We start from the raw sequence: 19,660 nt of genomic DNA on the forward strand, positions 1-19,660 counted from the left end.
GGGAATAAGCGAGCCATTCCCTACAAGTCGCGGATCTCGTTCGTTGGGCTGTTCTCCCGGGGAGAGAGGGAGCGGGGGTCAGGCGCCCTGTGCGCTCCGGATCAGGTCCGCGGCGCGCTCACCGATCAGCATCGTGGTGATGTTGGGGTTCACCGCGACCAGCTGAGGCATCACCGAGCCGTCGACCACGCGCAGCCCCGTGACGCCCTTGACCCGCAGCTGCGGATCCAGTGGTGAGGAGTCGTCGTCGGCCGAGCCCATCCGGCAGGAGCCGGCCGGGTGATAGACGGTGTTGTGGGTGCGGGAGACGTAGTCGGCGATCTCCTCGTCGCTCTGGACGTCCTCACCGGGGTAGAGCTCGCGGCCGCGGAAGGCGTCCATGCCGGGCTGGGAGACGATCTCCCGGGCCTTGCGGATACCGGCCACGGCGACGGCCATGTCATGGCCGTCCTCGTCGGTGAAGTAGCGCGGGTCGACCTTGGGCTTGTCCCGGTAGTCGATCGAGCGCAGCCGCACCGTGCCGCGGGAGCGGGCATGGGTGATGTTCGGAGTCAGCGCGAAGGACTCCGGGGAGGTGGGGTAGCCCTGCCGGCGGGTGTGCATGTCGAAGGGCACCGAGCCGTAGTGCATCATCAGATCCGGCAGGTCCAGCCCCTCCTGGGTGGGCGTGAAGATCCCGATCTCCCACCACTGGGTCGTATCGCGCGTCATCTTCTGCGTGGACTCCCACGAGATCACAGCTTCCGGGTGGTCCTGGAGGTTCGAGCCGACGCCGGGGGAGTCCACGCGCACCTCGATGCCGAGCTCGCGCAGATGATCGGCCGGGCCGATGCCGGAGAGCATCAGCAGCTTCGGGGAGTCGATCGCGCCGGCGGAGAGGACCACCTCGCGGCGTGCGTGCATCACGGAGGAGCGGCCGAAGGCGTTGTCGACGTACTCGACCCCGGTGGCCCGCTGGTCGGCGTCGAAGAGCACCTGCGCCACGTGGTGACCGGTGAGGATGTGCAGGTTCTCCCGCTCCATGACCGGGTGCAGGTAGGACACCGAGGACGACGACCGGGTGCCGTCGGCCCTGCGGTTGACCTGGAACCAGTTCGCCCCGTTGACCACGGTCTCGAAGTCGTTGAAGGTCGCCGTGGGGATGCCGGCCTGCTCGCACGCCTCCAGCAGTGCGGCCCCCAGCGGATCCTCCGGGGGAACGTCCATGAGGTGGACCGGACCGTCGGTGCCGTGCCCCTCGCCGCTGCGGGAGCTGTTGGTCTCCAATCGCTTGATCAGCGGCAGGATCGCCTCGGCGTTCCAGCCGTCGGCGCCCAGCTTCTCCCACAGGTCCATGTCCTCGGCCGGGGGGTAGAAGGCGATGCAGGAGTTGTGGGAGGAGCACCCGCCCAGGACCTTCGCGCGCGCATGGCGCATGAAGGAGTTGCCGTGCTCCTGCGGCTCGATCGGGTAGTCCCAGTCGAGCCCGGATTCGAGCAGCTCGGGCCAGCGCTGGAGGTCCAGCACCTCGGCGTGGTCGAGGTCATTGTCACCGGCTTCGAGGAGCGCGACCTCGAGGCTGGGGTCCTCGCTGAGCCGCGAGGCGACCACAGCGCCGGCGGACCCGCCGCCGACCACGATGTAGTCATATTCGGTGACGGGGTTCTCGGAGGGAAGGTCCTGGTCGGACATCGTGTCTTCTTCCTGTCGTTCCGTGAGAATGAGGGTCGATCAGCTGAGCGTGCCGGGCTGGTCTCCTACCGCTGGCAAGCTCGCAGTACGTCGATCAGCTGAGCTTGCTGGGCTGGTCTCCTACCGCTCGCAGGCTCGCAGTACGTCGATCAGCCTTTGCGCGGGAACCAGCCGGAGACCGCGGGCTCGGTGTTCTCGTAGATGTGCTTGGCCTCGGTGTACTCCTCGAGTCCGCTCGGGCCGAGCTCGCGGCCGATGCCGGAGCGCTTGAAGCCGCCCCACTCCGCCTGCGGCAGGTAGGGGTGGAAGTCGTTGATCCAGATAGTGCCGTGGCGCAGACGCCGCGAGACCCGATTGGCGGTGCCGGAGTTCGATGTCCACACCGCGCCGGCCAGGCCGTACTCGGTGTGGTTGGCGATCTCGATCGCCTCCTCCTCCGTGGAGAAGGTCTCCACGGTGATCACGGGGCCGAAGCCCTCCTCGACCACGGCCGGGTTCTCGGCGGTGCACTGATCCAGGACGGTCGGGGCGTAGAAGAAGCCCTGCTCGTGCTCGGGGCCGCCCCAGTTCCCGCCGGTGCGCAGCCGGGCACCGGCCTCGACGCCGCGATTGACGTAGTCGGTGACCTTGTCACGGTGCTCGGCGGAGACCAGCGGGCCGGTCTCCGCATCCTCGTCGAGCGGACCGCCCATGACGATGCCCTCGGCGCGGGCGACGAGGTCGTCGACGAACTGCTCGGCGATGGTGTCCTGGACGATCAGGCGCGTGCCCGCGGAGCAGACCAGGCCCGAGTCGAGGAACCCGGCGTTCAGCGCATTGTCCAGCGCCGCCTCGTAGTCGGCGTCGGCGAAGACCACGTTGGGGTTCTTGCCGCCGAGCTCGAGGGCGACCTTCTTGATGTCGCTCGCCGCGGACTCGGCGATCTTGCGGCCGGTGACCAGGCCGCCGGTGAAGGAGATCAGGTCGATCTCCGGATGGGAGGACAGGGGAGCGCCGACCACGCCGCCGGCGCCGAGCACGAGGTTGGCGACCCCGGCGGGCAGCCCGAGCTTGTCCAGCACGTCCAGGATGAGGATCGTGGTGTGCGGGGTGAGCTCGGCCGGCTTGATGATGAAGGAGTTGCCCGCGGCCAGTGCCGGGGCGATCTTCCACGAGGCCTGCAGCAGGGGGAAGTTCCAGGGCGTGATCATCCCGCACACGCCGACGGGCTCGTGGACGACGCGGGAGATGACGCTGCCGTCACCGGCGTCGACGAGGCGCCCGGGGTTCTGATCGGCGATCTTGCCGAAATAGCGGAAGCAGGCGGTGATGTCGTCCATGTCGCCTTCGGCCTCGACCAGTCGCTTGCCGGTGTCGAGCGCCTCGGCGCGGGCGAATTCGTCCTTGCGGGCCGCCAGCGCATCGGCGACCTGCAGCAGGAAGTCCCCGCGCTCGGAGGCCGGCTTGTCGGCCCAGACGCGGGACTCGAAGGCGGCCCGGGCCGCGAGGATGGCCCGCTCGACGTCCTCGGCGGTGGCCTCACTGACCACTCCGACCTCGCTCTGATCGGCCGGGCAGGTCACGGTGCGGGTCTCTCCGGACGAGGAGGGGACCCACTGGCCGTCGATGTACAGGGTGGCGATCTGGTCAGTCATGGCGCTCATTCTCCTCCGTCGCGGGTGGTGCGGGGGGCCGGGCCCGTCCGGTCGGGCGCAGCGGTCGTCGGGGCGGGGTGGTCGAGCTGGTCGGTGTCGACCCATTCGTCCGGAGCGGTCACCGGGACCGCGCCGGTCACGGTGCCGATCTGCCGGCTCATGGTCAGATACATGATGTGGGCGTCGTAGGCGTCCAGGACATCGGCGATGACCTGATCCTTCGTGTACCCCATGATGTCGCGTCCCCGCGACCCCAGGGCCGAGAAGATCTCGATGCGGTAGTAGGTGTCCTTCACGGCGGCCAGGTTGGCCGCGAAGTTCGGGACGGAGTAGGCCACGGGGTAGGTCTGGTACTTGAAGTCCTCACCCTCGGGGAAGGAGACGACCAGGTCGACGAAGGGGATGGAGCTGTCCGGGTGGGACCCGCGGTGGCAGGTGACCTCGCAGCCCAGTTCGCTCAGCTCCGCGGCGACCTCCTCCACGGCGGGCGTGGCGACCGTCTCGACGAAGTCCGTGGCCTGCTCGGCGGAGGCGTAGGACATGCGGTGGCGCAGCCGGTCCCGCCAGGTTCCGCGTTCGCCGCCCTCGCGCACCCGGCTGGTCAGCAGCGCGGGCAGTGCCGCCTGGCGCGACTCGAGGTTCATCCGCTCGGTCCTCAGCACCTTCCACAGGCTGAACATCACCAGGTACACCATGATCGACAGCGGCAGTCCCACCATCACGGTCGCAGCCTGCAGCGTGTACACGCCGTCGATGAACAGCATGACCACGGTCAGGGCGCCGGTGATCACGGCCCACACGATCCGCAGCCACGGCGGGCCGTCCGAGTCGGTGCTGGAGGCCTTCGAGGTCATGTTCGCCATCACCAGCGAGCCGGAGTCGGCCGAGGTGACGTAGAAGAACAGGCCGGTCAGCAGAGCCAGGGACACGGTGAACAGCGACCCCGGGTACTGCTCCAGCAGATTGAAGAAGCCGGATTCGGGCTGATTGACCGCGAGGTCCAGGAACTCCTGGTCCCCGAAGAAGCCCAGCGCGGCATTGCCGAAGATCGAGACCCACAGCAGGATGAACGAGAAGGGGATCAGCAGCACGCCGACGATGAACTCGCGCAGGGTGCGGCCACGGGAGATCCGCGCCAGGAACAGGCTGACGAACGGCGCCCAGGCGATCCACCAGGCCCAGAAGAACAGCGTCCAGTCCGCCATCCACTGATCCGCGGGATAGCCCTCGGCCCCGTCGCTGTAGGCGAAGGTGGTCATCAGCATCGAGGGGAAACGGGAGAAGAAGTCGCCGATGTTCTGGACCAGGGCGTTGAGCAGCTGGTGGGTCTCACCGGTGATCAGCACCCACAGCATCAGGGCGATCGCGAGGTAGACGTTCAGCTCCGCCAGGCGGCGGATGCCCTTGTCCACACCCGAGACGGTCGAGGCGATGGTGATGAACACGGCCAGCGCCATCAGAGCGATCTGCACCGCGATCGAATTGGGGATCCCGAACAGCGCGGAGAGCCCGAAGTTCAAGAACACCACGCCGATGCCGAGGGAGACCGAGATGCCGAAGATGGTGCCGATCGTCGAGGCGATCTCGGCCGCGTGCCCCACGGCGCCGTGGATGCGGCGGCCGAAGATCGGGGCGAGAGCGGAGCGGATGCTCAGCGGCAGGTGATACCGGTAGGCGAACAGGCCGAAAGCCATGCCCATCAGGGCGTACATCGCCCAGCCCGGGATGCCGTAGTGGAAGATCGTCCAGATCGGGGCCATCCGCGCGGCCTCGGCGGAGCCGGCGGGAACGTCCGGCGGGGTGAGGTAGTTCGTCGCTGGACCGGAGATGCCGAAGAACATCAGGTCCACGCCGATCCCCGCGGCGAACAGCATCGCGGCCCACGTGAACATGTTGTACTTCGGCTGCGAATGGTCCGGACCCAGCCGGGTCTGGCCCACCTTGGAGGCTGCGACGATCACGACGAACACCACCACGAGGGCGGCCGTGAGCACGTAGTACCAGCCGAAGTTCGTCGCCACCCAGCCCATGGAGCCGAAGATGACCGTCTCGGCGGTGCCCGGCCAGATCGCGGCGAACAGCACGAACGCCACGATGAGCACCGAGGTGCCGATGAACACCGGCCAGTTCACGGGGGAGTGGGAGCCCGCCGTGCCGATCGCCGGGCCGCCGTCCTCCCCACCGGGGTCCCTCCCGGGTCCGGGAGCTGACGTGGGCGGGTGGCTCTGGGCGGCCTGGGCCATCACGGTCCTTTCGATCGACGAGCGAGGGGTCCGACGGTGCATCGGCCGGCGCCGGGAATTCTTCGTTCCGGCGGGTTCGGCCGACGCACGACACTAAGGTGATCTCCGCTCCGCGGGCCACTATCGGTGCACAGTCCGTGATCCACCCATCAGATGACGATTTCTCGGGTGCGGAATGCCACGCCGGGGCAGGTGCAGATCAGTCTCGCGCGTGTCCCCGTCGCTGTCCAGGGCTCCATCGCAGGTGCGTACGGAGCCGACCGGGGGCGTGCCGCCGGCCGCAGAGCCGCGGACCGCCGGAATCGTGAATGCTCGCGAGGGGTCGGCGCGAGAATTCTCGACGTTCGCGAAGACCGCGCGGGGCACACGAATTCCGCGCCTTCGCGCAACTCTCCGGAATCGGCCCGGCGCCCAGCGGCGCCCAGGCGGCCGAGCGGCCCCGCTCAGTCGCGACCGACGTCCTCGCGCAGCACCTCGGGCCATGCCGCCACCTGCTCGGGTCGCTCGGCGATCCGGAGCCGGGCCCGCGGCAGCACCCGTGCGAGTGAGAGCGCAGTGGAGACGGGATGGCCTCCGTCCCCGGTCCACGCCAGGATCGACACCGGCAGCCGGAGGCCCGCGAGCTCCTGCCGGGAGGGCAGGTCACTGAGCGCAGCCCCTCGGTAGGCCGCGGGGAGCAGCCGCTCGGCGACGTCCGGGGTCGCCGGAGGGTGGCTCGCCGCGGCCGGAGGCAGCGCGTGCAGGCTCGCGCCGGCACCGGCGAGGCGTTCGGCGCCATGGCGCTCGACGAATGCTGCCAGTCGTTCGTAGTCCCTCGCCTGCGCGGCGCGGGTCTCCCACGCCGTCGGCGGCAGCAGCAGAGTCAGTCCGTCGAACCGGTCCGGTTCCCGCACTGCCGCGTGGAGCAGGGTGCCGCATCCCATCGACGGTCCGACGCCGTGCACCGCCTCCCCGGGGAAGTAGGCCTCCACCAGCGCCAGCAGGTCCGCGGCCAGCCGGCTCCAGCGGTAGTCCTCCGGCAGTGGGCGTCCGGTGGAGCGGCCGTGGCCGCGCGCGTCATAGCGCAGCAGGCGGGTCCCGGACAGGCCCCGACCGAGATCCAGATCGAGCAGTCGGTCCCGAGCACGGCTCGAGGTCAGCCCGTGCAGCTGGACCACCGGATGCCCGCCCTCGTCGCTGTACTCACAGGCGAGCTCGGCCCCTCGGACACGGAACGGTGACAACGGGACCTCCGGGTCGGTGGCGAGACGGGTGCCGGTTAGATTACCGCCATGCGGCTCACCCACGTCGCCCATCTGCGGCTCCCGTTCGGTGCTCTGCGCAGCTACGAGGTGGAGACGTCCGCCCCTGGCGCCGAGCTGCCGGTCTCCTTCGATCAGAGCCGCCACGTGGCCGCCGGCAACCGGCCGGGCTCGTGGATGGCCATCTCGCTGACCCTGCCCAGCCGGGTCGACCCCGATCAGCTCGGTGCCGCGTGGCTGGGCGTGATCGCCCGCCACGGCACGCTGCGCACTGTGTTCGACGAGACCGACGAGACCGACGAGACCGACGAGACCGACGAGACCGACGAGACCGAGCATGCAGGAGTGCGGCTCAGGAGCATCGAGGTCGGGCCCGGCCGCTGGGTCGATCATCCCGTCGGCCCCGGTCGTTCCATGCACGAAGTGCTCCGCGAGGTGCTCGATGAGCACTGCGTGTCCCTGGCGCGCCCCGCCCACCGGCTGTGCATGATCGACACCGCCCAGGGCCCCACGCTCGTGCTGGCCGCGGATCACGCCCACGTGGATATGTGGTCCATGCTCGTGCTCGCCCGCGACCTGTTCACCGCCCTGGCGGACGTCGGCGCCGGCCGCGAGCTCTTCCCCGGCTGGGTCCCGACCTTCGCCGAGCACACCCGGATCCTGCGCGGCCGCGACGCCCCCGAGGATGTCCAGCGCCGCTGGCGGGAGATCATCGCCGCGGGCGGGGACGTCATGCCTCGTTTCCCGCTGCCGCTGGGGGAGGCCGGGCCGCAGCCCGAGCGGGTGGAGGTCCGTGACGTCCTGGACGTGGACGATACCGCCGCCCTCTCCGCGCAGGCCCGCTCCGACGGGGTCTCCACCCTCGCGCTGGCGGTCTCCCTGATGACCGAGGTGACCCGCGAGCTGGCAGGGGTCCCGCTGCGCGCCGTGTTCCCGGTCCACAGCCGGTACGACACCACCTGGCACGACTCGGTGGGCTGGTTCATCACCAACTCCGTGCTGGAATCCGGGGACCCGGCGCCGGCCGCCGCCGCGGCCGCGGTCAAGGAGGCGATCCGCCTCGGATCGTGGCCGCTCGAGAAGGTCCTCGCTCCCTGGGGAGGCATGCCGGAGGCCCCGGGCATGTTCGCGATCTCCTGGCTGGACCTGCGGCGGCTGCCCGTGCGCATCGACGACGTCGGCCTGCAGGCCCAGTACGTCAGCGCCGCGACCCGCCCCGACGGGGTGATGCTCTGGTTCATCCTCGACGAGGCGGGAGTGCATCTGCGCTGCCGCTACCCGGACACCGGCGAGGCCCGTGCCGGGGTGGGCGCCTGGCTCGACGCGCTGGTCGCCCGGATGCAGCAGCGAGCACGATCCTCCGCCGGGGACCTGCTGCGGTGCGGGCAGAGGACCTATCGCCTCCAGCGGGCCGAGCGAGGAGACCTCCCGGCGATCCGCGACCTGCTGGCCGACGACGACATCGGCCGCACCCGCGAGGCCGGGGACCTCGAGGAGTACGAGGCCGCGTTCGACCAGATCGCCCACGATCGTGCGCACTATCTGGCTGTGGTGCGCGACGAGGGCGGGACCGTGGTGGGCACGATGCAGCTGACGATCCTGCCCGGTCTCTCGCGTCGCGGCGCCACCCGCCTGCAGATCGAGGCGGTGCGCGTGGCGCGCTCCGAACGCTCCCGTGGCCTGGGCAGGGCGATGTTCGAGTGGGCCCATGCCCACGGGCGCACCCGCGGCGCATCCCTGGCCCAGCTCACCACGGACCTCGAGCGCACCGGCGCCCGCGAGTTCTATGCGCGGCTCGGCTACGAGGCGACCCACGCCGGTCTCAAGCGCGGCCTGTGACGGCGTGGGCCTGGTCGAGGTGACCTTCAGGCACTAGCGTGGACGTACCGCGCACGCGCCCCCAGCGCAGCGCTCGATGACGAGGACCGGTCATGGCCGACGCCCAGACTCCGCAGGCAGAACAGGAACTGATCGTCGATTTCATCCTCTCCCTGGACGGCTGCGCCGCCGCCGAGGGGTGGCCGGGGTGGTGGGGACTGGAGAGCCCCGAGTACCTCGAATGGCTCGCGCAGGAACCCGAGCGCCTCGTGCTGATGGGCGCGACCACCTACCGGCTGATGTCGCAGATGGCGGTCGAGGCCGCGCAGATCGACGTCTCCGCGGAGGAGAAGGCCAGCTTCGAGCAGATGACCGCCACGGACAAAGTGGTCTTCTCCGCCACCCTGGAGGAGCCGCTCTCCTGGCCGAACACCACGCTGATCAGCACTGATGCCATCCAGGGGGTCAGGGACCTCAAGCGCACCTCGAGCAAGCCGCTGACCACCATCGGCAGCATCCGTCTCGCGCATTCGCTGCTGCGGGCGGGCGTGGTGGACCGGTTCCGCGTCATCCTGTTCCCGGTGATCACGGGCCGTACCGGCCTCGAGCGCATCTGGGAGCAGTTCGAGGACTTCCGTCTCGAGCTGCTGGAGGCGCGCACCTTCGCCGGTGGGCTCCAGCTGCTCGAGTACGCGCCGACGCACCTGCCCGAGCCGCCCGGGACAGCGTGGCAGCGCTGACTCCATCGGGTCTCAGCTGAACTGGATCCCGCCGTCGACCAGCATCGTCTGACCGGTGACGTAGTCCGAGTCCTCGCTCGCGAGGTAGGAGACCATGCGGGCCACGTCATCCGGGACCGAGACCCGTCCGAGGTGGATGGAGCGGGCGTTCTCGGCCAGGGCCTCACCCCGCTGCTGGCCGTTCTTGGCCGCCAGCTTCTCGTCGATGAGGTCCCACATCGCGGTGCCGACGATGCCGGGACCGTAGGCGTTCACCGTGATCCCGTGCTCGGCCCACTCCATCGCAGCGGCCTGGGTCAGCCCGCGGACCGCCCATTTCGTGGCTGAGTAGGGCCCCAGCAGCGCGAAGGGGCGGAAGGCGACGATCGAGGCGGCGCCGATGATCTTGCCGCCATGACCCTGGGCGATCATCTGCCGGGCCGCCTGACGGTAGGAGTTGAACACTCCGGTGATGTTCACGTCCACGATCTTCTGGAAGTCGGCGGCGTCGTAGTCGATCAGCTCCTGGACCTGGGCGATGCCGGCGTTGGCGACGAACACGTCCAGGTGGCCGCCGGCCTCGACGGCAGAGGCGACCAGGCGCTCGACCGAGGCCTCGTCCGTGACGTCCACGTCCGTGCCCGTGGCCGTCCCGCCCGCCGCGGTGATCGCCTCCACCGTGGAGTCGATGCCCTCCTGCATGGTCGGCAGATCCGCCACCACGACGTGCAGGCCGTCCCGCCCCAGGCGCCGGGCGATCCCTTCGCCGATGCCGCGGGCCGCTCCGGTGACGACGGCGACCCGCTGGCCCTCGGGGGCCCTGCGCCGCGCCGCCTCGATGGTCGACAGATCGTCGGTGCCGCTGTGCGTGGTGCTCATGGTTCTTCTCCTCATCGAGAGTTCCGGCGATGCCGAGCGGCACCGCAGCGACAGCACAGCAACGCCTGGCCCCGACGGCAACGGAGGTTCTCGCCGCACGAGAACCTTCCGCGGCGCCACCCGGGTGACCGAGCACGACCATGAGCCGACCGAACGGACGAGGAAGCGCCCGATCCGGGGCGGGGCGCAGTGCGCGCACTAAACTGTCACCACGATCAGGACCCCGCCGGCCCGATCCGGCGGCCGTCATTCCAGGAGGCTCCCGATGACCGATCCGACGCCTGATGATCCCTCCCGTGCGGCGGACGACCGCGGCCAGGAGACCCTCGGCGCGACAGGCGATGGCCAGAGCGACCCCGCGCTGCAGCGCGACCCCGAGGAGTGGGTCAGCGGGGACGACCCGATGACCGAGGCCCAGAAGTCCTACCTCGACACGCTCGCCAAGCAGGCGGGGGAGGAACTCCCGGCGAACCTCACCAAGGCCGAGGCCTCCGAGCACATCGACCGGCTCCAGGGCGGGCGCCCGGGCTGAGCCCTCACGACGGGAGGGGGCGCGGTGGTCATCCACCGCGCCCCGTCGTCGTCCTGCCCTGCTTCAGCCGGCTCAGTCGAGTCAGTCCACCGTGAGCTCTCCCATCGGACCCCAGTCCTCGACCTCGACCTGCTGGGAGATGATCTGCGGGGTCGCGGAGAGGTACTGCGGGAACTCCTCCTGCATCTTCTGGAAATGCGGTGAGTTCACGTGCGGCTCGGCACCGTCGTCGGTGAAGGCCTCGATCAGCACATAGGTGTTGGGGTCCTTCACGCTGCGGGACCACTCGAACCACTTGTTGCCCGGCTCGGCCAGCGTCGCCTCGGTGAACTCCCGCGAGAGCTCCGGCCACTGGTCGGCGAACTCGGGCTTCACAGGGAACTTGACGTTGATCAGGATCATGTCGGGTCCTTTCCGGATCGGTGGTGCGAACAGCCTGCCCGGCGGGCGAGGCGTGCGGTAGAGCGATTCTCGCAGGACAAGAAGAGCACAATGGGGGTCGATCGCAAGGAGGCAGGATGACCCTGATGAAGGACCGGGACGACGAGGCCCCGGCCGGACAGATCGCCAGGGCGCTCGCCGTGCTCGAGGCCGTCGCCCAGCACGGCAGCAGCTCGGCACGCACCATCGCCGACGCCACGTCGATCCCGCTGCCGACGGTGTACCGGATCGCCCAGGAGCTGATCCGTGAGGAGTACCTCGTCCACCTCAGGGATGAGAAGCGGTTCGCCCTGGGCTACCAGCTGCACCGCCTCGCCGTCGGCCTCCACGAGGATCTCGGCATTCCGCGCGCGGTGCGCGAGGAGGTCTGCGCGATGCACCGCGACCTGGGAATGGCCGCCTATCTCGCGATCCACCGGGGCACGGACTTCGTCGTCGTCTTCGTCGCGGACTCCCCGCAGCACCCGCGGCTGAGTCCCATGGGATTCGGCTTCCATGAGAGCCCGCACTCCACCGCCTTCGGGAAGGTGGGGCTCAGCGCCCTCACGCTCGAGGAGCGCGACGCCTACCTCGCCGATCGCGAGCTGCGCGCCCACACCGATCGCACGATCACCGACCCCGAGCTGCTGCGCCGGCACCTGGAGGAGATCTCCGCGCGGGGCATCGCCTGGGAGCATCAGGAGTTCCAGACGGGGACGGACTGCCTCGCCGCCTCGATCAAGGCCGACGACGGCATGCTCATCGGGTCCGTCGCGGTCTCCGCGCCCGTCGCGGCGTTCGAGGGCCGCACCCGGCACGTCGAGGACCGGGTGCGTGCCTGCGCCTCGCGCGCCGGCCGGGCCTACCGCCTCGGCACCCACCACGGCTGAACCCCGTTCTCGTTCTCGCCCCGCGATAAGCGGAGTTGCCGCGGCTGGGGGCCGTTCCTAGGTTGTGCTCCACATCACTGACGACGACGCAGTGGGAAGGAGATGTCATGAGCGCATCGCGCAGCAGCGAGGCCGTCAACGACGTCGAAGGGACACAGGAAGCCGACCGCACACTGGTCGCCCTGATCAAAGCCGCGTTCCCGCACGAGCGGGTCCCCGACGCGGCCTACGAGCGCACCGCCGCGGTGGTGCGGAAGCAGGCGGAGGAGAGCACTTGGATGCGGGTCAAGCTCGCCCAGGGTCTGGACTCCCTGCAGGGACTTGCCGGCGGGATCTTCCACGAGCTCACGCCGCAGCAGGCACTGCCGCTGCTGGGGAGGATCCAGCACACCACCTACTTCGGGTTCGTGCGTCAGACCAGCGTGGTCACCCTCTACGAGGACGAGGAGGTATGGGAGGCGCTGGGCTACGAAGGGCCGTCCTTCGACCAGGGCGGCTACATCGACCGCGGATTCGACGACCTCGACTGGCTGCCTGATCCCCGGATCGAGGAGTACGACGGCGAGCCCCTCGAGGAGGTCGTCTCCGATCTGCCCACGGCCGCCAGCACCAGCAGCACCCGCGGTGCCGCGGTGCCCGCCGGGCAGAGTCGCGCCAGGGCGGGCCGAGTCGGCAACGGAAGGACGAAGCAGGCATGAGCACCATCGACCACGACACCGAGACCGTCGTCATCATCGGCTCCGGCGCCGGCGGCGGCACCCTGGCCTACGAGCTGACGAAGCAGGGCATCGAGTGCGTCGTCCTCGAAGCCGGCCCGTACCTGCGCAATGAGGACTACATGAACCTCGAGTGGGAGGCCTTCAACCAGATGGCGTGGACAGATCCGCGCACCACGTCGGGCTCCTGGCGCATCGCCCGGGACTTCCCCAACCTCCCGGCCTGGATCGTCAAGGCCGTCGGCGGCACCACCACCCATTGGTCCGGGGCGACCCCGCGCTTCAAGCCGCACGAGTTCCGGGCCCGCAGCACCTACGGTCGCATCGACGGGGCGAACCTGATGGATTGGCCGCTCTCGTACGACGACCTCGAGTCGTACTACACGCGCGCCGAGGATGCGATCGGCTCCACCCATCGCGGTGGCCGCCCGCCGCTGCCGGCGAACAACAACTACAAGGTCCTGGCCGCCGGCGCGGAGAAGCTCGGCTATCGCTACTACGCGACCGGGCCCTACGGCACCAACGCCGCCCCGTACGACGGCCGACCGGCCTCCATCCAGGACGGCTTCAACTTCCAGGGCGACAAGAACGGCTCCAAGTGGTCGACGATGGTCCGCGAGATCCCGCGCGCCCTGGAGACCGGGAAGCTGGATCTGCGACCCGACTCGCACGTCTGCCAGATCCTCCACGACCGCACCGGCCGCGTGAACGCCGTGATCTATCTCGACAAGGACGGCAACCTCCACCGGCAGGCGGCGAAGGTCGTGTGCGTGGCCGGGAACTCGATCGAGACCCCGCGGCTGCTGCACCTCAGCTCCTCCTCGATGTTCCCCGACGGGCTCGCCAACTCCTCCGGTCAGGTGGGGCGCAACTACATGCGTCACATGACCGGCAGCGTCTACGCCCAGTTCGACAAGCCGGTGCGTATGTACCGGGGCGAGACCATGGCCGGGAACATCTCCGACGAATCCGTGCACAACCCCGCGCGCGGGTTCGCCGGCGGCTACTACATCCAGACCATCTCCCTGGGCCCCGCCTTCATGGCGAGCTTCGTCGAGCCCGGCGCCTGGGGACCGGACTTCACCAAGCTGCTGGACGGCTACGAGAACACCGCCGGATGCTGGCTGGTGGGCGAGGACATGCCCCAGGAGTCCAACGCGGTCACCCTCAATGCGACCGTGACCGACCAGCACGGACTGCCGGCCGCCCACGTCCACTTCGACGACCACGCCAACGACGCCGCGATGCGCAAGCACGCCTACGGGGCGGCGACCACGCTGTACAACGCGGTCGGCGCCGTGAGCACGCACCGCACCACGCCGTACCCCTCCACCCACAACCTCGGCACCTGCCGCATGAGCGAACGGCCGGAGGACGGTGTGGTGGACAAGTGGGGCCGCGCCCACGACGTACCGAACCTGTTCGTCTCCGACGGCTCGCAGTTCACCACCGGGGCGGCCGCGAACCCGACCCTGACCATCGTCGCCCTGGCCATCCGGCAGGCGGAGTACCTGGCTGATGCGCTGTCGAAGGGGGAAGTCTGAGTCTGCGCCGACGGGGTCAGGGCTTGATGCAGATGACGGGCTTGTTCGCCTCGAGGATGATCTGCTGGGCGAAGGAGCCGAGGAAGAGCTTGGCGACCGCCGAGCGGTGACGCACGCCGATCACGATGGCGGAGATGTCCTCGCGCTCCGCCCGGTCGATGAGGTCGCCGGCCTCGGAGTGGCCGCGCTCGTCGGGCCGTTCGACCTGCTCGACGACTTCGCCGAGGTCCGGGGAGGGAGTGTGCTCGCCGTCCATGAGGAAGTAGACGAGGTCCTCCCCGCGGCGGCGGGCCTCGCTGATCCCGTAGCGGTAGGCGGCCCGGCCGGCGGGAGTGGCGGTTCCTGCCACGAGAACAGACATGGGCGCTCCTTCGGGGGTTCGTCCCAGGCACCCTAGCCGACGCGTGGTCGCGACGGCACCGGCGGTGGTGAGGGTGTTTAGACTGTCGGGCCACCTCATGACGAAGGAGTCGTGCCCATGCCCCATGCGGCAGACAGCCCGCCGCCGGCCGGATCCCCGACCCGCCGCCGCGCCCTCAGCATCGGGTTCGGGATCCTCGCGGTCCCTGTCATCGCAGCCGCCGGCTACGAGTCGATCCGCTCCGCCTCGGGCGGCAGCAACATCCGTTCCGCCCTGACCCTGGTCGCTCCCGCGGCAGCGGGCGGCGGCTGGGACGCCTTCCAGCGCGAGATGCAGCAGACCATGCGTGCCAACTCCCTGGTGGGCAATGTGCAGGTGGTGAACGTCCCCGGTGCGGGCGGCACCATCGCTCTGGGCAGCGTCAGCCAGATGGACCAGCCGAACACGCTGATGGTGGGCGGCACCGGCCAGATCGCGGCGCAGATCCAGTTCGACACCTCGTCCGTGATCACCGATGTCACCCCGATCGCCCGCGTCATCGAGGAGTACGACCTCATCGCCGTGCCCGCCGACTCCCCGCATCAGGATCTGGAGTCACTGGTGACGGCGTGGCGGGAGGATCCTCCGTCCCTGGCCTGGACCGGGGGCGGTTCCTTCGACCAGCTCGTGATGACGGACCTCGCGCTGGCCTCGGAGATCGCGCCGGCGGAGTCGACCTATATCCCCTCCGACGGCGGGGGCGAGGCCATCCAGGCCCTCCTGAACGGAACCGCTCAGGCCACCGCGGGCGGCTTCGCCGACATCTATCCCCAGGTCCAGGGTGGAAGGCTCCGAGCCCTCGGCGTCGTCGCCCCGGAGCGCCTCGAGGGCGTCGACATCCCGACCCTGCCCGAGCTCGGCTACGACGTGACCCTGACCAACTGGCGCGCGCTGTTCGCGCCGCCCGTGGTGACCGACGAGGAGGTCTCGGAGCTCGAGGCCCTGATCGACGAAGCCGTCGCCACCCCTGAATGGCAGGACGCCGTGGAGCGCAACTACTGGGTCGAGGTGCCGCTGAGCGGCGAGGAGCTCACGCAGTACGTCGCCGAGGAGACCGACCGCATCGCCGGGCTGTTCGAGGAGATCGGAGGATGAGCGAGATGGAGAGGACCACGAGCTTCTGGCGCGGCCGCTCGGCGCTGCTGATGCCGGCGATCATCGCGACCTTCAGCCTGTACCTGCTGATCGGTTCGTTTCTGCTGGAGGCAGGGGAGGCCGAGTTCCCCGGTCCGCGGTTCGTGCCGGTGATCCTCGGCTCGGTCGGACTGCTGCTGGCCGTGCTGCTCGCCATCGGCGTGCTCCGCCACCCCGAACCGGCCGAGGAGACCTCCGGGCGGCGCTACCGCACCCACTCGGACTTCGTCGCCCTGGCCTGGGTGGCGGGCGGCTTCCTCGCCTTCGCGCTGCTGCTGCCCTGGCTGGGCTGGATCCTCGCCGGCGGCCTGCTGTTCTGGTGCGCGGCGCACGGCTTCGGCTCCCGCCGGCCCGTGTTCGACATCCTGGTGGCGCTGTTCCTCAGCTCGCTCGTCTACCTGATCTTCGCCACCGGCCTCGGCCTGGTGCTTCCCTCCGGCGTCCTGGGAGGCGGTTTCTGATGGAGCAGCTCGATCTGCTGATGCAGGGCTTCGCCGGCGCCCTGACCCCGATGAACCTGCTGTGGGTCGTCGTCGGCTGCCTGCTCGGCACCGCCGTCGGCGTGCTGCCGGGAATGGGCTCCTCGATGGCGGTGGCGCTGCTGCTGCCGATGACCTTCGCCCTGGATCCCACCGCCGCGTTCATCCTGTTCGCCGGGGTCTACTTCGGCGGTCTCTTCGGGGACTCGACGATGGCGATCCTGCTGAACACCCCGGGGCAGGCCTCCGCGATCGCCTCGACCTTCGAGGGTCATCGGATGGCGAACGACGGGCGCGCCCCGCAGGCCCTGGCCACAGCTGCCATCGGCGCGTTCATCGGCGGCATGGTGGCCTCGATCCTGGTCGTCTTCCTCTCCCCGGCGCTGGTGGCGCTGTCGGCCAGCTTCGGGCCCGCGGAGTTCTTCGCCCTGGCCCTGTTCGCCTTCGTCGCCACCTCCTCGGTGGTCGCCGACAACGTGCTCAAGGGGCTGGCCGCGCTGGTCCTGGGCATCGGGATCACCCTGGTCGGGATCGACGGGGTCTCGGGGATGGAGCGGTTCACCGGGGGAGCGCCGCAGCTCTTCGACGGCATCTCGCTGGTCACCGTCACCGTCGGCATCCTCGCCCTCGGCGAGGTCTTCTCCGTGGCCTCCCGCGTCCGGCGCGACCGGGAGGACCTGCAGATCCGCGCCGCCGGCCGGCCGTTCCTCAGCCGCCACGAGCTCGCCGAGGCCGCGCCGGCCTGGGGCCGTGGCACCCTCATCGGTCTGCCGTTCGGCGTGGTCCCCGCCGGCGGCGCCGAGGTGCCCACCTTCCTGGCCTACGAGGCGGAGCGCAGGCTGGACCGCCGGCGTCGGGTGCCCATGTTCGGCAAGGGAGCGATCCGCGGCCTGGCCGCCCCCGAGGCGGCGGGCAACGCCACCACCGGCATGGCGATGGGTGCGCTGCTGGCACTGGGCCTGCCCGTCTCGGCTACCGCGGCGATCATGCTGGCGGCGTTCCGCCAGTACGGGCTCCAGCCCGGCCCGCTGCTGTTCGATCGCAGCCCCGAGCTGGTCTGGGCTCTGCTGGCCAGCTTCTTCCTGGCGATGGTGGTGCTGCTGATCATCAACCTGCCCTTCGCCCAGCTGTGGTCGAAGCTGCTGCTGATCCCCAAGCCCTACCTGTACGGCGGGATCACGCTGTTCTGCGGGCTCGGGATCTACGCGACCTCGGGTGCCGTCTTCGATCTGCTGCTGCTCCTGGCCGTGGGCGTGCTCGGCTTCGTGATGCGCCGCTACGACTACCCGCTGGCACCGCTGATGATCGGCATGGTGCTGGGGCCGCTGGCAGAGAGCTCACTGCGCGATGCGCTGCTCTCGTCCGTCGGCGACCCCAGGGTGCTGGTCTCCAGCCCCATCACCATCGGCATCTACGTCCTGCTGGCCGTGGTCATCGCCCTCTCGGTCCGCACCGCCGTGCGCAGGCGCACACGCCGGGACGTCTGACACGGGCGCTGCCGACCCTCAGAGGTTGACGGTCACCTCGCCCTGTTCACGCAGGTCCTCGGTGATCTGCGGGAGCGCCTCCTGCCGCTGCTTCATGAGCATGTCCTCGGCGACCTTGTCGCGTGCGTCCTCGAAGGGCGGGATCTCCTGCTGCTGGCCGCCGGACTGGGGCTGCTGACCGCCGGACTTCGACTGCTCGACGAGCTGGTCGTACTGCTTCTTCACCTCCTCCTCGCTCGGCTCCTCGATGCCCGCCTCCTGATCGACATAGCCGGTGAGCTGGAAGTTGTCGGATGCGTCGGCTCGCAGATCCTCCTCGGAGATGCCCTGCTGCTCCGCGGCCTTGACGAGCTCGTCGACCGACCCTGCGCCCTGCTGCGCGGCGAACTGCTCGAGCTGGGCGTCGATGTCGTCCTCGGTCGGCGTGATACCGGCATCATCGGCGGCCTGCAGCACGAGACGGTTGTCGATCAACTGAGCGGCGACCTGCTCCTTCAGCTTCGCCTGGTCGAGCGGTTCGCCGCCGCCCTGCTGCTGTTGCTGCATGGAGGCCTGCTGGAACTGGCTCTCGTAGGCCTGGACGAACTCGTCCTTGGTGATCTCCTCACCGTTGACCTCGGCGACGATGTCCGGGACGTCCGAGACGTCGGGCTGAGCCTGCTGGCCGCCTCCGTCGCTGGGAGCCGGCGGCTGGCCGCCCCCGTCGCTGACGGAGGGCTGCTGGCCGCCTCCGTCGCTGGCGCCCGACGGAGCGGCCTGATCTCCGCTGCAGCCCGCCAGGGCCACGACAGCCGCCAGCGAGGCGGCGGCGAGCGTATTGCGGATTGTCGAGGTGCTGAGGACCTTCACTGTGCCTCCTGAAGTTGACGGCCCGGGCGACGCTACAACCCGAAACCTGGCACCGTGTTGCAGGAATACTCAGATAACGGTCAGATAACGCCGCTGGTGAGGCGCGGGGCCGACGCCCTCGACGGGCCTTCCCGGACGCGGCGGGCCGGCGGCCCGAGTGAGCTCGGGCCGCCGGCGACGCCGTGCGCTGGGTCTACGCCAGCTCCTCCGCGGCGTGGACGGCCATCGCATCGCGCACGTAGGGCGCGAGCTCCCGGCCCTCGAGCGTGAAGGTCTTCGCGAATCGAGGATCGGCGACATACATCTCACCGAGCCCCATGAACGCCTCCGCGTCGGGAGCCTTCCCGCCCCAGCCGGCACTGATCCAGGCGTACAGCCGGCGGGTCAGGGCCCGCACCTCCTCGCTGTCCACGGCGACCCCGCGCCGGGCGGCGTCGTCGTAAGCGGCGATCAGGTCGGTCAGCTCCGCCTGGAACGCCTGCTTCCCGGCCTCGTCCAGAGACCTCCACCACGCCTCGGAATCGGCATAGGCCTGCGCACCCCAGCGCTCCTCGACCTCATCCTTGTACTGCGTATGGTCGAATCCCTCGAACATCTTCTCTGCCATGAGTCCTCCTCCTGTCTCGATCATCGAAAGGGTCGCTCGCACCGACGCGACGGCCTGTGCCAGGCGCTCCCGTTCACGCTCCAGCTGCCGCACGTGCTCACGCAGCGCGTCGGCCACGTCCACCTGCTTCTCGAGCACGCGGCCGATCTCCGCCAGGGGGAGGCCGAGCTCGCGCAGCACCAGGATCCGCTGCAGGCGCAGCAGTCCGTCCCGGTCGTAGAACCGCTGGCCGCCGTGCCCGGTGCGGGAGGGCGTCAAGAGCCCCACCTGCTGGTAATGGCGCAGGGTGCGGCTGGTCGTGCCGGAGCGGCGGACGACGTCCTGCATCGACCATTCCTGCTCTGTGTTGCCGGCCATGTCCGGTTCCTCCTCTCTCTCCACCGTGGTGCATGGACCA

18 protein-coding genes are annotated in these 19,660 nt (G+C 69.7%); 9 read left to right on the forward strand and 9 right to left on the reverse strand.

Going from position 1 to position 19,660, the window contains the following annotated elements:
• Positions 1-78: 78 nt before the first annotated feature.
• From AC5020_RS06590 to AC5020_RS06605, 4 genes are all read right to left on the reverse strand, one after another.
• The gene (locus AC5020_RS06590) at positions 79-1,671 is read right to left on the reverse strand and encodes a GMC family oxidoreductase (protein WP_464987660.1); all 1,593 of its coding nucleotides are present in this window, start codon (positions 1,669-1,671) and stop codon (positions 79-81) included.
• 149 nt (positions 1,672-1,820) lie between these two features.
• Positions 1,821-3,305 carry an aldehyde dehydrogenase family protein gene (locus tag AC5020_RS06595; RefSeq protein WP_377793267.1) on the reverse strand — a complete coding sequence of 495 codons (1,485 nt, stop codon included), beginning with the start codon at positions 3,303-3,305 and terminating at the stop codon, positions 1,821-1,823.
• A gap of 5 nt (positions 3,306-3,310) precedes the next feature.
• Positions 3,311-5,548: a choline BCCT transporter BetT gene (gene betT, locus AC5020_RS06600; RefSeq protein ID WP_464987661.1), complete on the reverse strand. Its 2,238-nt coding sequence runs from the start codon at positions 5,546-5,548 to the stop codon at positions 3,311-3,313.
• A 443-nt stretch (positions 5,549-5,991) separates the two neighbouring features.
• A complete protein-coding gene (locus AC5020_RS06605; protein WP_464987662.1) occupies positions 5,992-6,834 on the reverse strand; it encodes an alpha/beta fold hydrolase in 843 nt (280 codons plus the stop codon).
• Here AC5020_RS06605 and AC5020_RS06610 point away from each other — a divergent pair.
• Both AC5020_RS06610 and AC5020_RS06615 read left to right on the forward strand, forming a co-directional pair.
• Positions 6,820-8,628, forward strand: coding sequence for a GNAT family N-acetyltransferase (locus AC5020_RS06610; RefSeq protein ID WP_464987663.1), 1,809 nt, complete (start codon positions 6,820-6,822; stop codon positions 8,626-8,628). The genes AC5020_RS06605 and AC5020_RS06610 overlap by 15 nt on opposite strands.
• Before the next feature lie 92 nt (positions 8,629-8,720).
• Positions 8,721-9,347 carry a dihydrofolate reductase family protein gene (locus AC5020_RS06615; RefSeq protein ID WP_464987664.1) on the forward strand — a complete coding sequence of 209 codons (627 nt, stop codon included), beginning with the start codon at positions 8,721-8,723 and terminating at the stop codon, positions 9,345-9,347.
• Positions 9,348-9,359: 12 nt separating this feature from the next.
• Here AC5020_RS06615 and AC5020_RS06620 read toward each other — a convergent pair whose 3' ends face one another.
• On the reverse strand, positions 9,360-10,205 hold the full coding sequence (locus AC5020_RS06620) for an SDR family oxidoreductase (RefSeq protein WP_464987665.1): 846 nt from the start codon (positions 10,203-10,205) through the stop codon (positions 9,360-9,362).
• Between the two features lie 265 nt (positions 10,206-10,470).
• Between AC5020_RS06620 and AC5020_RS06625 the strand changes: the two genes are divergently transcribed.
• On the forward strand, positions 10,471-10,737 hold the full coding sequence (locus tag AC5020_RS06625) for a DUF3072 domain-containing protein (protein WP_377019404.1): 267 nt from the start codon (positions 10,471-10,473) through the stop codon (positions 10,735-10,737).
• Between the two features lie 81 nt (positions 10,738-10,818).
• Here AC5020_RS06625 and AC5020_RS06630 read toward each other — a convergent pair whose 3' ends face one another.
• On the reverse strand, positions 10,819-11,139 hold the full coding sequence (locus AC5020_RS06630) for a putative quinol monooxygenase (RefSeq protein WP_377793272.1): 321 nt from the start codon (positions 11,137-11,139) through the stop codon (positions 10,819-10,821).
• A 116-nt stretch (positions 11,140-11,255) separates the two neighbouring features.
• Between AC5020_RS06630 and AC5020_RS06635 the strand changes: the two genes are divergently transcribed.
• The 3 genes from AC5020_RS06635 to AC5020_RS06645 all read left to right on the forward strand — a co-directional run bounded on the left by AC5020_RS06635 (position 11,256) and on the right by AC5020_RS06645 (position 14,307).
• Positions 11,256-12,047: an IclR family transcriptional regulator gene (locus tag AC5020_RS06635; RefSeq protein WP_377793273.1), complete on the forward strand. Its 792-nt coding sequence runs from the start codon at positions 11,256-11,258 to the stop codon at positions 12,045-12,047.
• Positions 12,048-12,154: 107 nt separating this feature from the next.
• Positions 12,155-12,745: a hypothetical protein gene (locus tag AC5020_RS06640; protein ID WP_377019400.1), complete on the forward strand. Its 591-nt coding sequence runs from the start codon at positions 12,155-12,157 to the stop codon at positions 12,743-12,745.
• Positions 12,742-14,307, forward strand: coding sequence for a GMC family oxidoreductase (locus AC5020_RS06645; protein WP_464987666.1), 1,566 nt, complete (start codon positions 12,742-12,744; stop codon positions 14,305-14,307). The genes AC5020_RS06640 and AC5020_RS06645 overlap by 4 nt, the downstream gene beginning before the upstream one ends.
• A gap of 16 nt (positions 14,308-14,323) precedes the next feature.
• Here AC5020_RS06645 and AC5020_RS06650 read toward each other — a convergent pair whose 3' ends face one another.
• Positions 14,324-14,668, reverse strand: coding sequence for a universal stress protein (locus AC5020_RS06650; protein WP_464987667.1), 345 nt, complete (start codon positions 14,666-14,668; stop codon positions 14,324-14,326).
• Positions 14,669-14,785: 117 nt separating this feature from the next.
• Between AC5020_RS06650 and AC5020_RS06655 the strand changes: the two genes are divergently transcribed.
• Genes AC5020_RS06655 through AC5020_RS06665 form a run of 3 tightly spaced genes read left to right on the forward strand, consistent with a single transcriptional unit; the run spans position 14,786 to position 17,807 of the window.
• Positions 14,786-15,802 carry a tripartite tricarboxylate transporter substrate binding protein gene (locus AC5020_RS06655; protein WP_377019396.1) on the forward strand — a complete coding sequence of 339 codons (1,017 nt, stop codon included), beginning with the start codon at positions 14,786-14,788 and terminating at the stop codon, positions 15,800-15,802.
• The gene (locus AC5020_RS06660) at positions 15,799-16,302 is read left to right on the forward strand and encodes a tripartite tricarboxylate transporter TctB family protein (RefSeq protein WP_464987668.1); all 504 of its coding nucleotides are present in this window, start codon (positions 15,799-15,801) and stop codon (positions 16,300-16,302) included. Before AC5020_RS06655 ends, AC5020_RS06660 begins: the two co-directional genes overlap by 4 nt.
• Positions 16,302-17,807: a tripartite tricarboxylate transporter permease gene (locus tag AC5020_RS06665; RefSeq protein WP_464987669.1), complete on the forward strand. Its 1,506-nt coding sequence runs from the start codon at positions 16,302-16,304 to the stop codon at positions 17,805-17,807. The genes AC5020_RS06660 and AC5020_RS06665 overlap by 1 nt, the downstream gene beginning before the upstream one ends.
• Before the next feature lie 18 nt (positions 17,808-17,825).
• Here the strand turns inward: AC5020_RS06665 and AC5020_RS06670 are convergent, their stop codons facing one another.
• Both AC5020_RS06670 and AC5020_RS06675 read right to left on the reverse strand, forming a co-directional pair.
• On the reverse strand, positions 17,826-18,656 hold the full coding sequence (locus AC5020_RS06670) for a SurA N-terminal domain-containing protein (protein ID WP_464987670.1): 831 nt from the start codon (positions 18,654-18,656) through the stop codon (positions 17,826-17,828).
• A 193-nt stretch (positions 18,657-18,849) separates the two neighbouring features.
• Positions 18,850-19,620: a MerR family transcriptional regulator gene (locus AC5020_RS06675; protein WP_464987671.1), complete on the reverse strand. Its 771-nt coding sequence runs from the start codon at positions 19,618-19,620 to the stop codon at positions 18,850-18,852.
• Positions 19,621-19,660: the final 40 nt, after the last annotated feature.

Source organism: Brachybacterium sp. SYSU DS0246, from assembly GCF_059391765.1.

Coding starts and splice junctions, on each gene's coding strand:
- AC5020_RS06590 (WP_464987660.1), bottom strand. CDS start 1,671: ATGTCCGACCAGGACCTTCCCTCCGAGAACCCCGTCACCGAATATGAC.
- AC5020_RS06665 (WP_464987669.1), top strand. CDS start 16,302: ATGGAGCAGCTCGATCTGCTGATGCAGGGCTTCGCCGGCGCCCTGACC.
- AC5020_RS06610 (WP_464987663.1), top strand. CDS start 6,820: ATGCGGCTCACCCACGTCGCCCATCTGCGGCTCCCGTTCGGTGCTCTG.
- AC5020_RS06660 (WP_464987668.1), top strand. CDS start 15,799: ATGAGCGAGATGGAGAGGACCACGAGCTTCTGGCGCGGCCGCTCGGCG.
- AC5020_RS06635 (WP_377793273.1), top strand. CDS start 11,256: ATGACCCTGATGAAGGACCGGGACGACGAGGCCCCGGCCGGACAGATC.
- AC5020_RS06650 (WP_464987667.1), bottom strand. CDS start 14,668: ATGTCTGTTCTCGTGGCAGGAACCGCCACTCCCGCCGGCCGGGCCGCC.
- AC5020_RS06625 (WP_377019404.1), top strand. CDS start 10,471: ATGACCGATCCGACGCCTGATGATCCCTCCCGTGCGGCGGACGACCGC.
- AC5020_RS06630 (WP_377793272.1), bottom strand. CDS start 11,139: ATGATCCTGATCAACGTCAAGTTCCCTGTGAAGCCCGAGTTCGCCGAC.
- AC5020_RS06595 (WP_377793267.1), bottom strand. CDS start 3,305: ATGACTGACCAGATCGCCACCCTGTACATCGACGGCCAGTGGGTCCCC.
- AC5020_RS06640 (WP_377019400.1), top strand. CDS start 12,155: ATGAGCGCATCGCGCAGCAGCGAGGCCGTCAACGACGTCGAAGGGACA.
- AC5020_RS06645 (WP_464987666.1), top strand. CDS start 12,742: ATGAGCACCATCGACCACGACACCGAGACCGTCGTCATCATCGGCTCC.
- AC5020_RS06655 (WP_377019396.1), top strand. CDS start 14,786: ATGCCCCATGCGGCAGACAGCCCGCCGCCGGCCGGATCCCCGACCCGC.
- AC5020_RS06620 (WP_464987665.1), bottom strand. CDS start 10,205: ATGAGCACCACGCACAGCGGCACCGACGATCTGTCGACCATCGAGGCG.
- AC5020_RS06675 (WP_464987671.1), bottom strand. CDS start 19,620: ATGGCCGGCAACACAGAGCAGGAATGGTCGATGCAGGACGTCGTCCGC.
- betT (WP_464987661.1), bottom strand. CDS start 5,548: ATGGCCCAGGCCGCCCAGAGCCACCCGCCCACGTCAGCTCCCGGACCC.
- AC5020_RS06615 (WP_464987664.1), top strand. CDS start 8,721: ATGGCCGACGCCCAGACTCCGCAGGCAGAACAGGAACTGATCGTCGAT.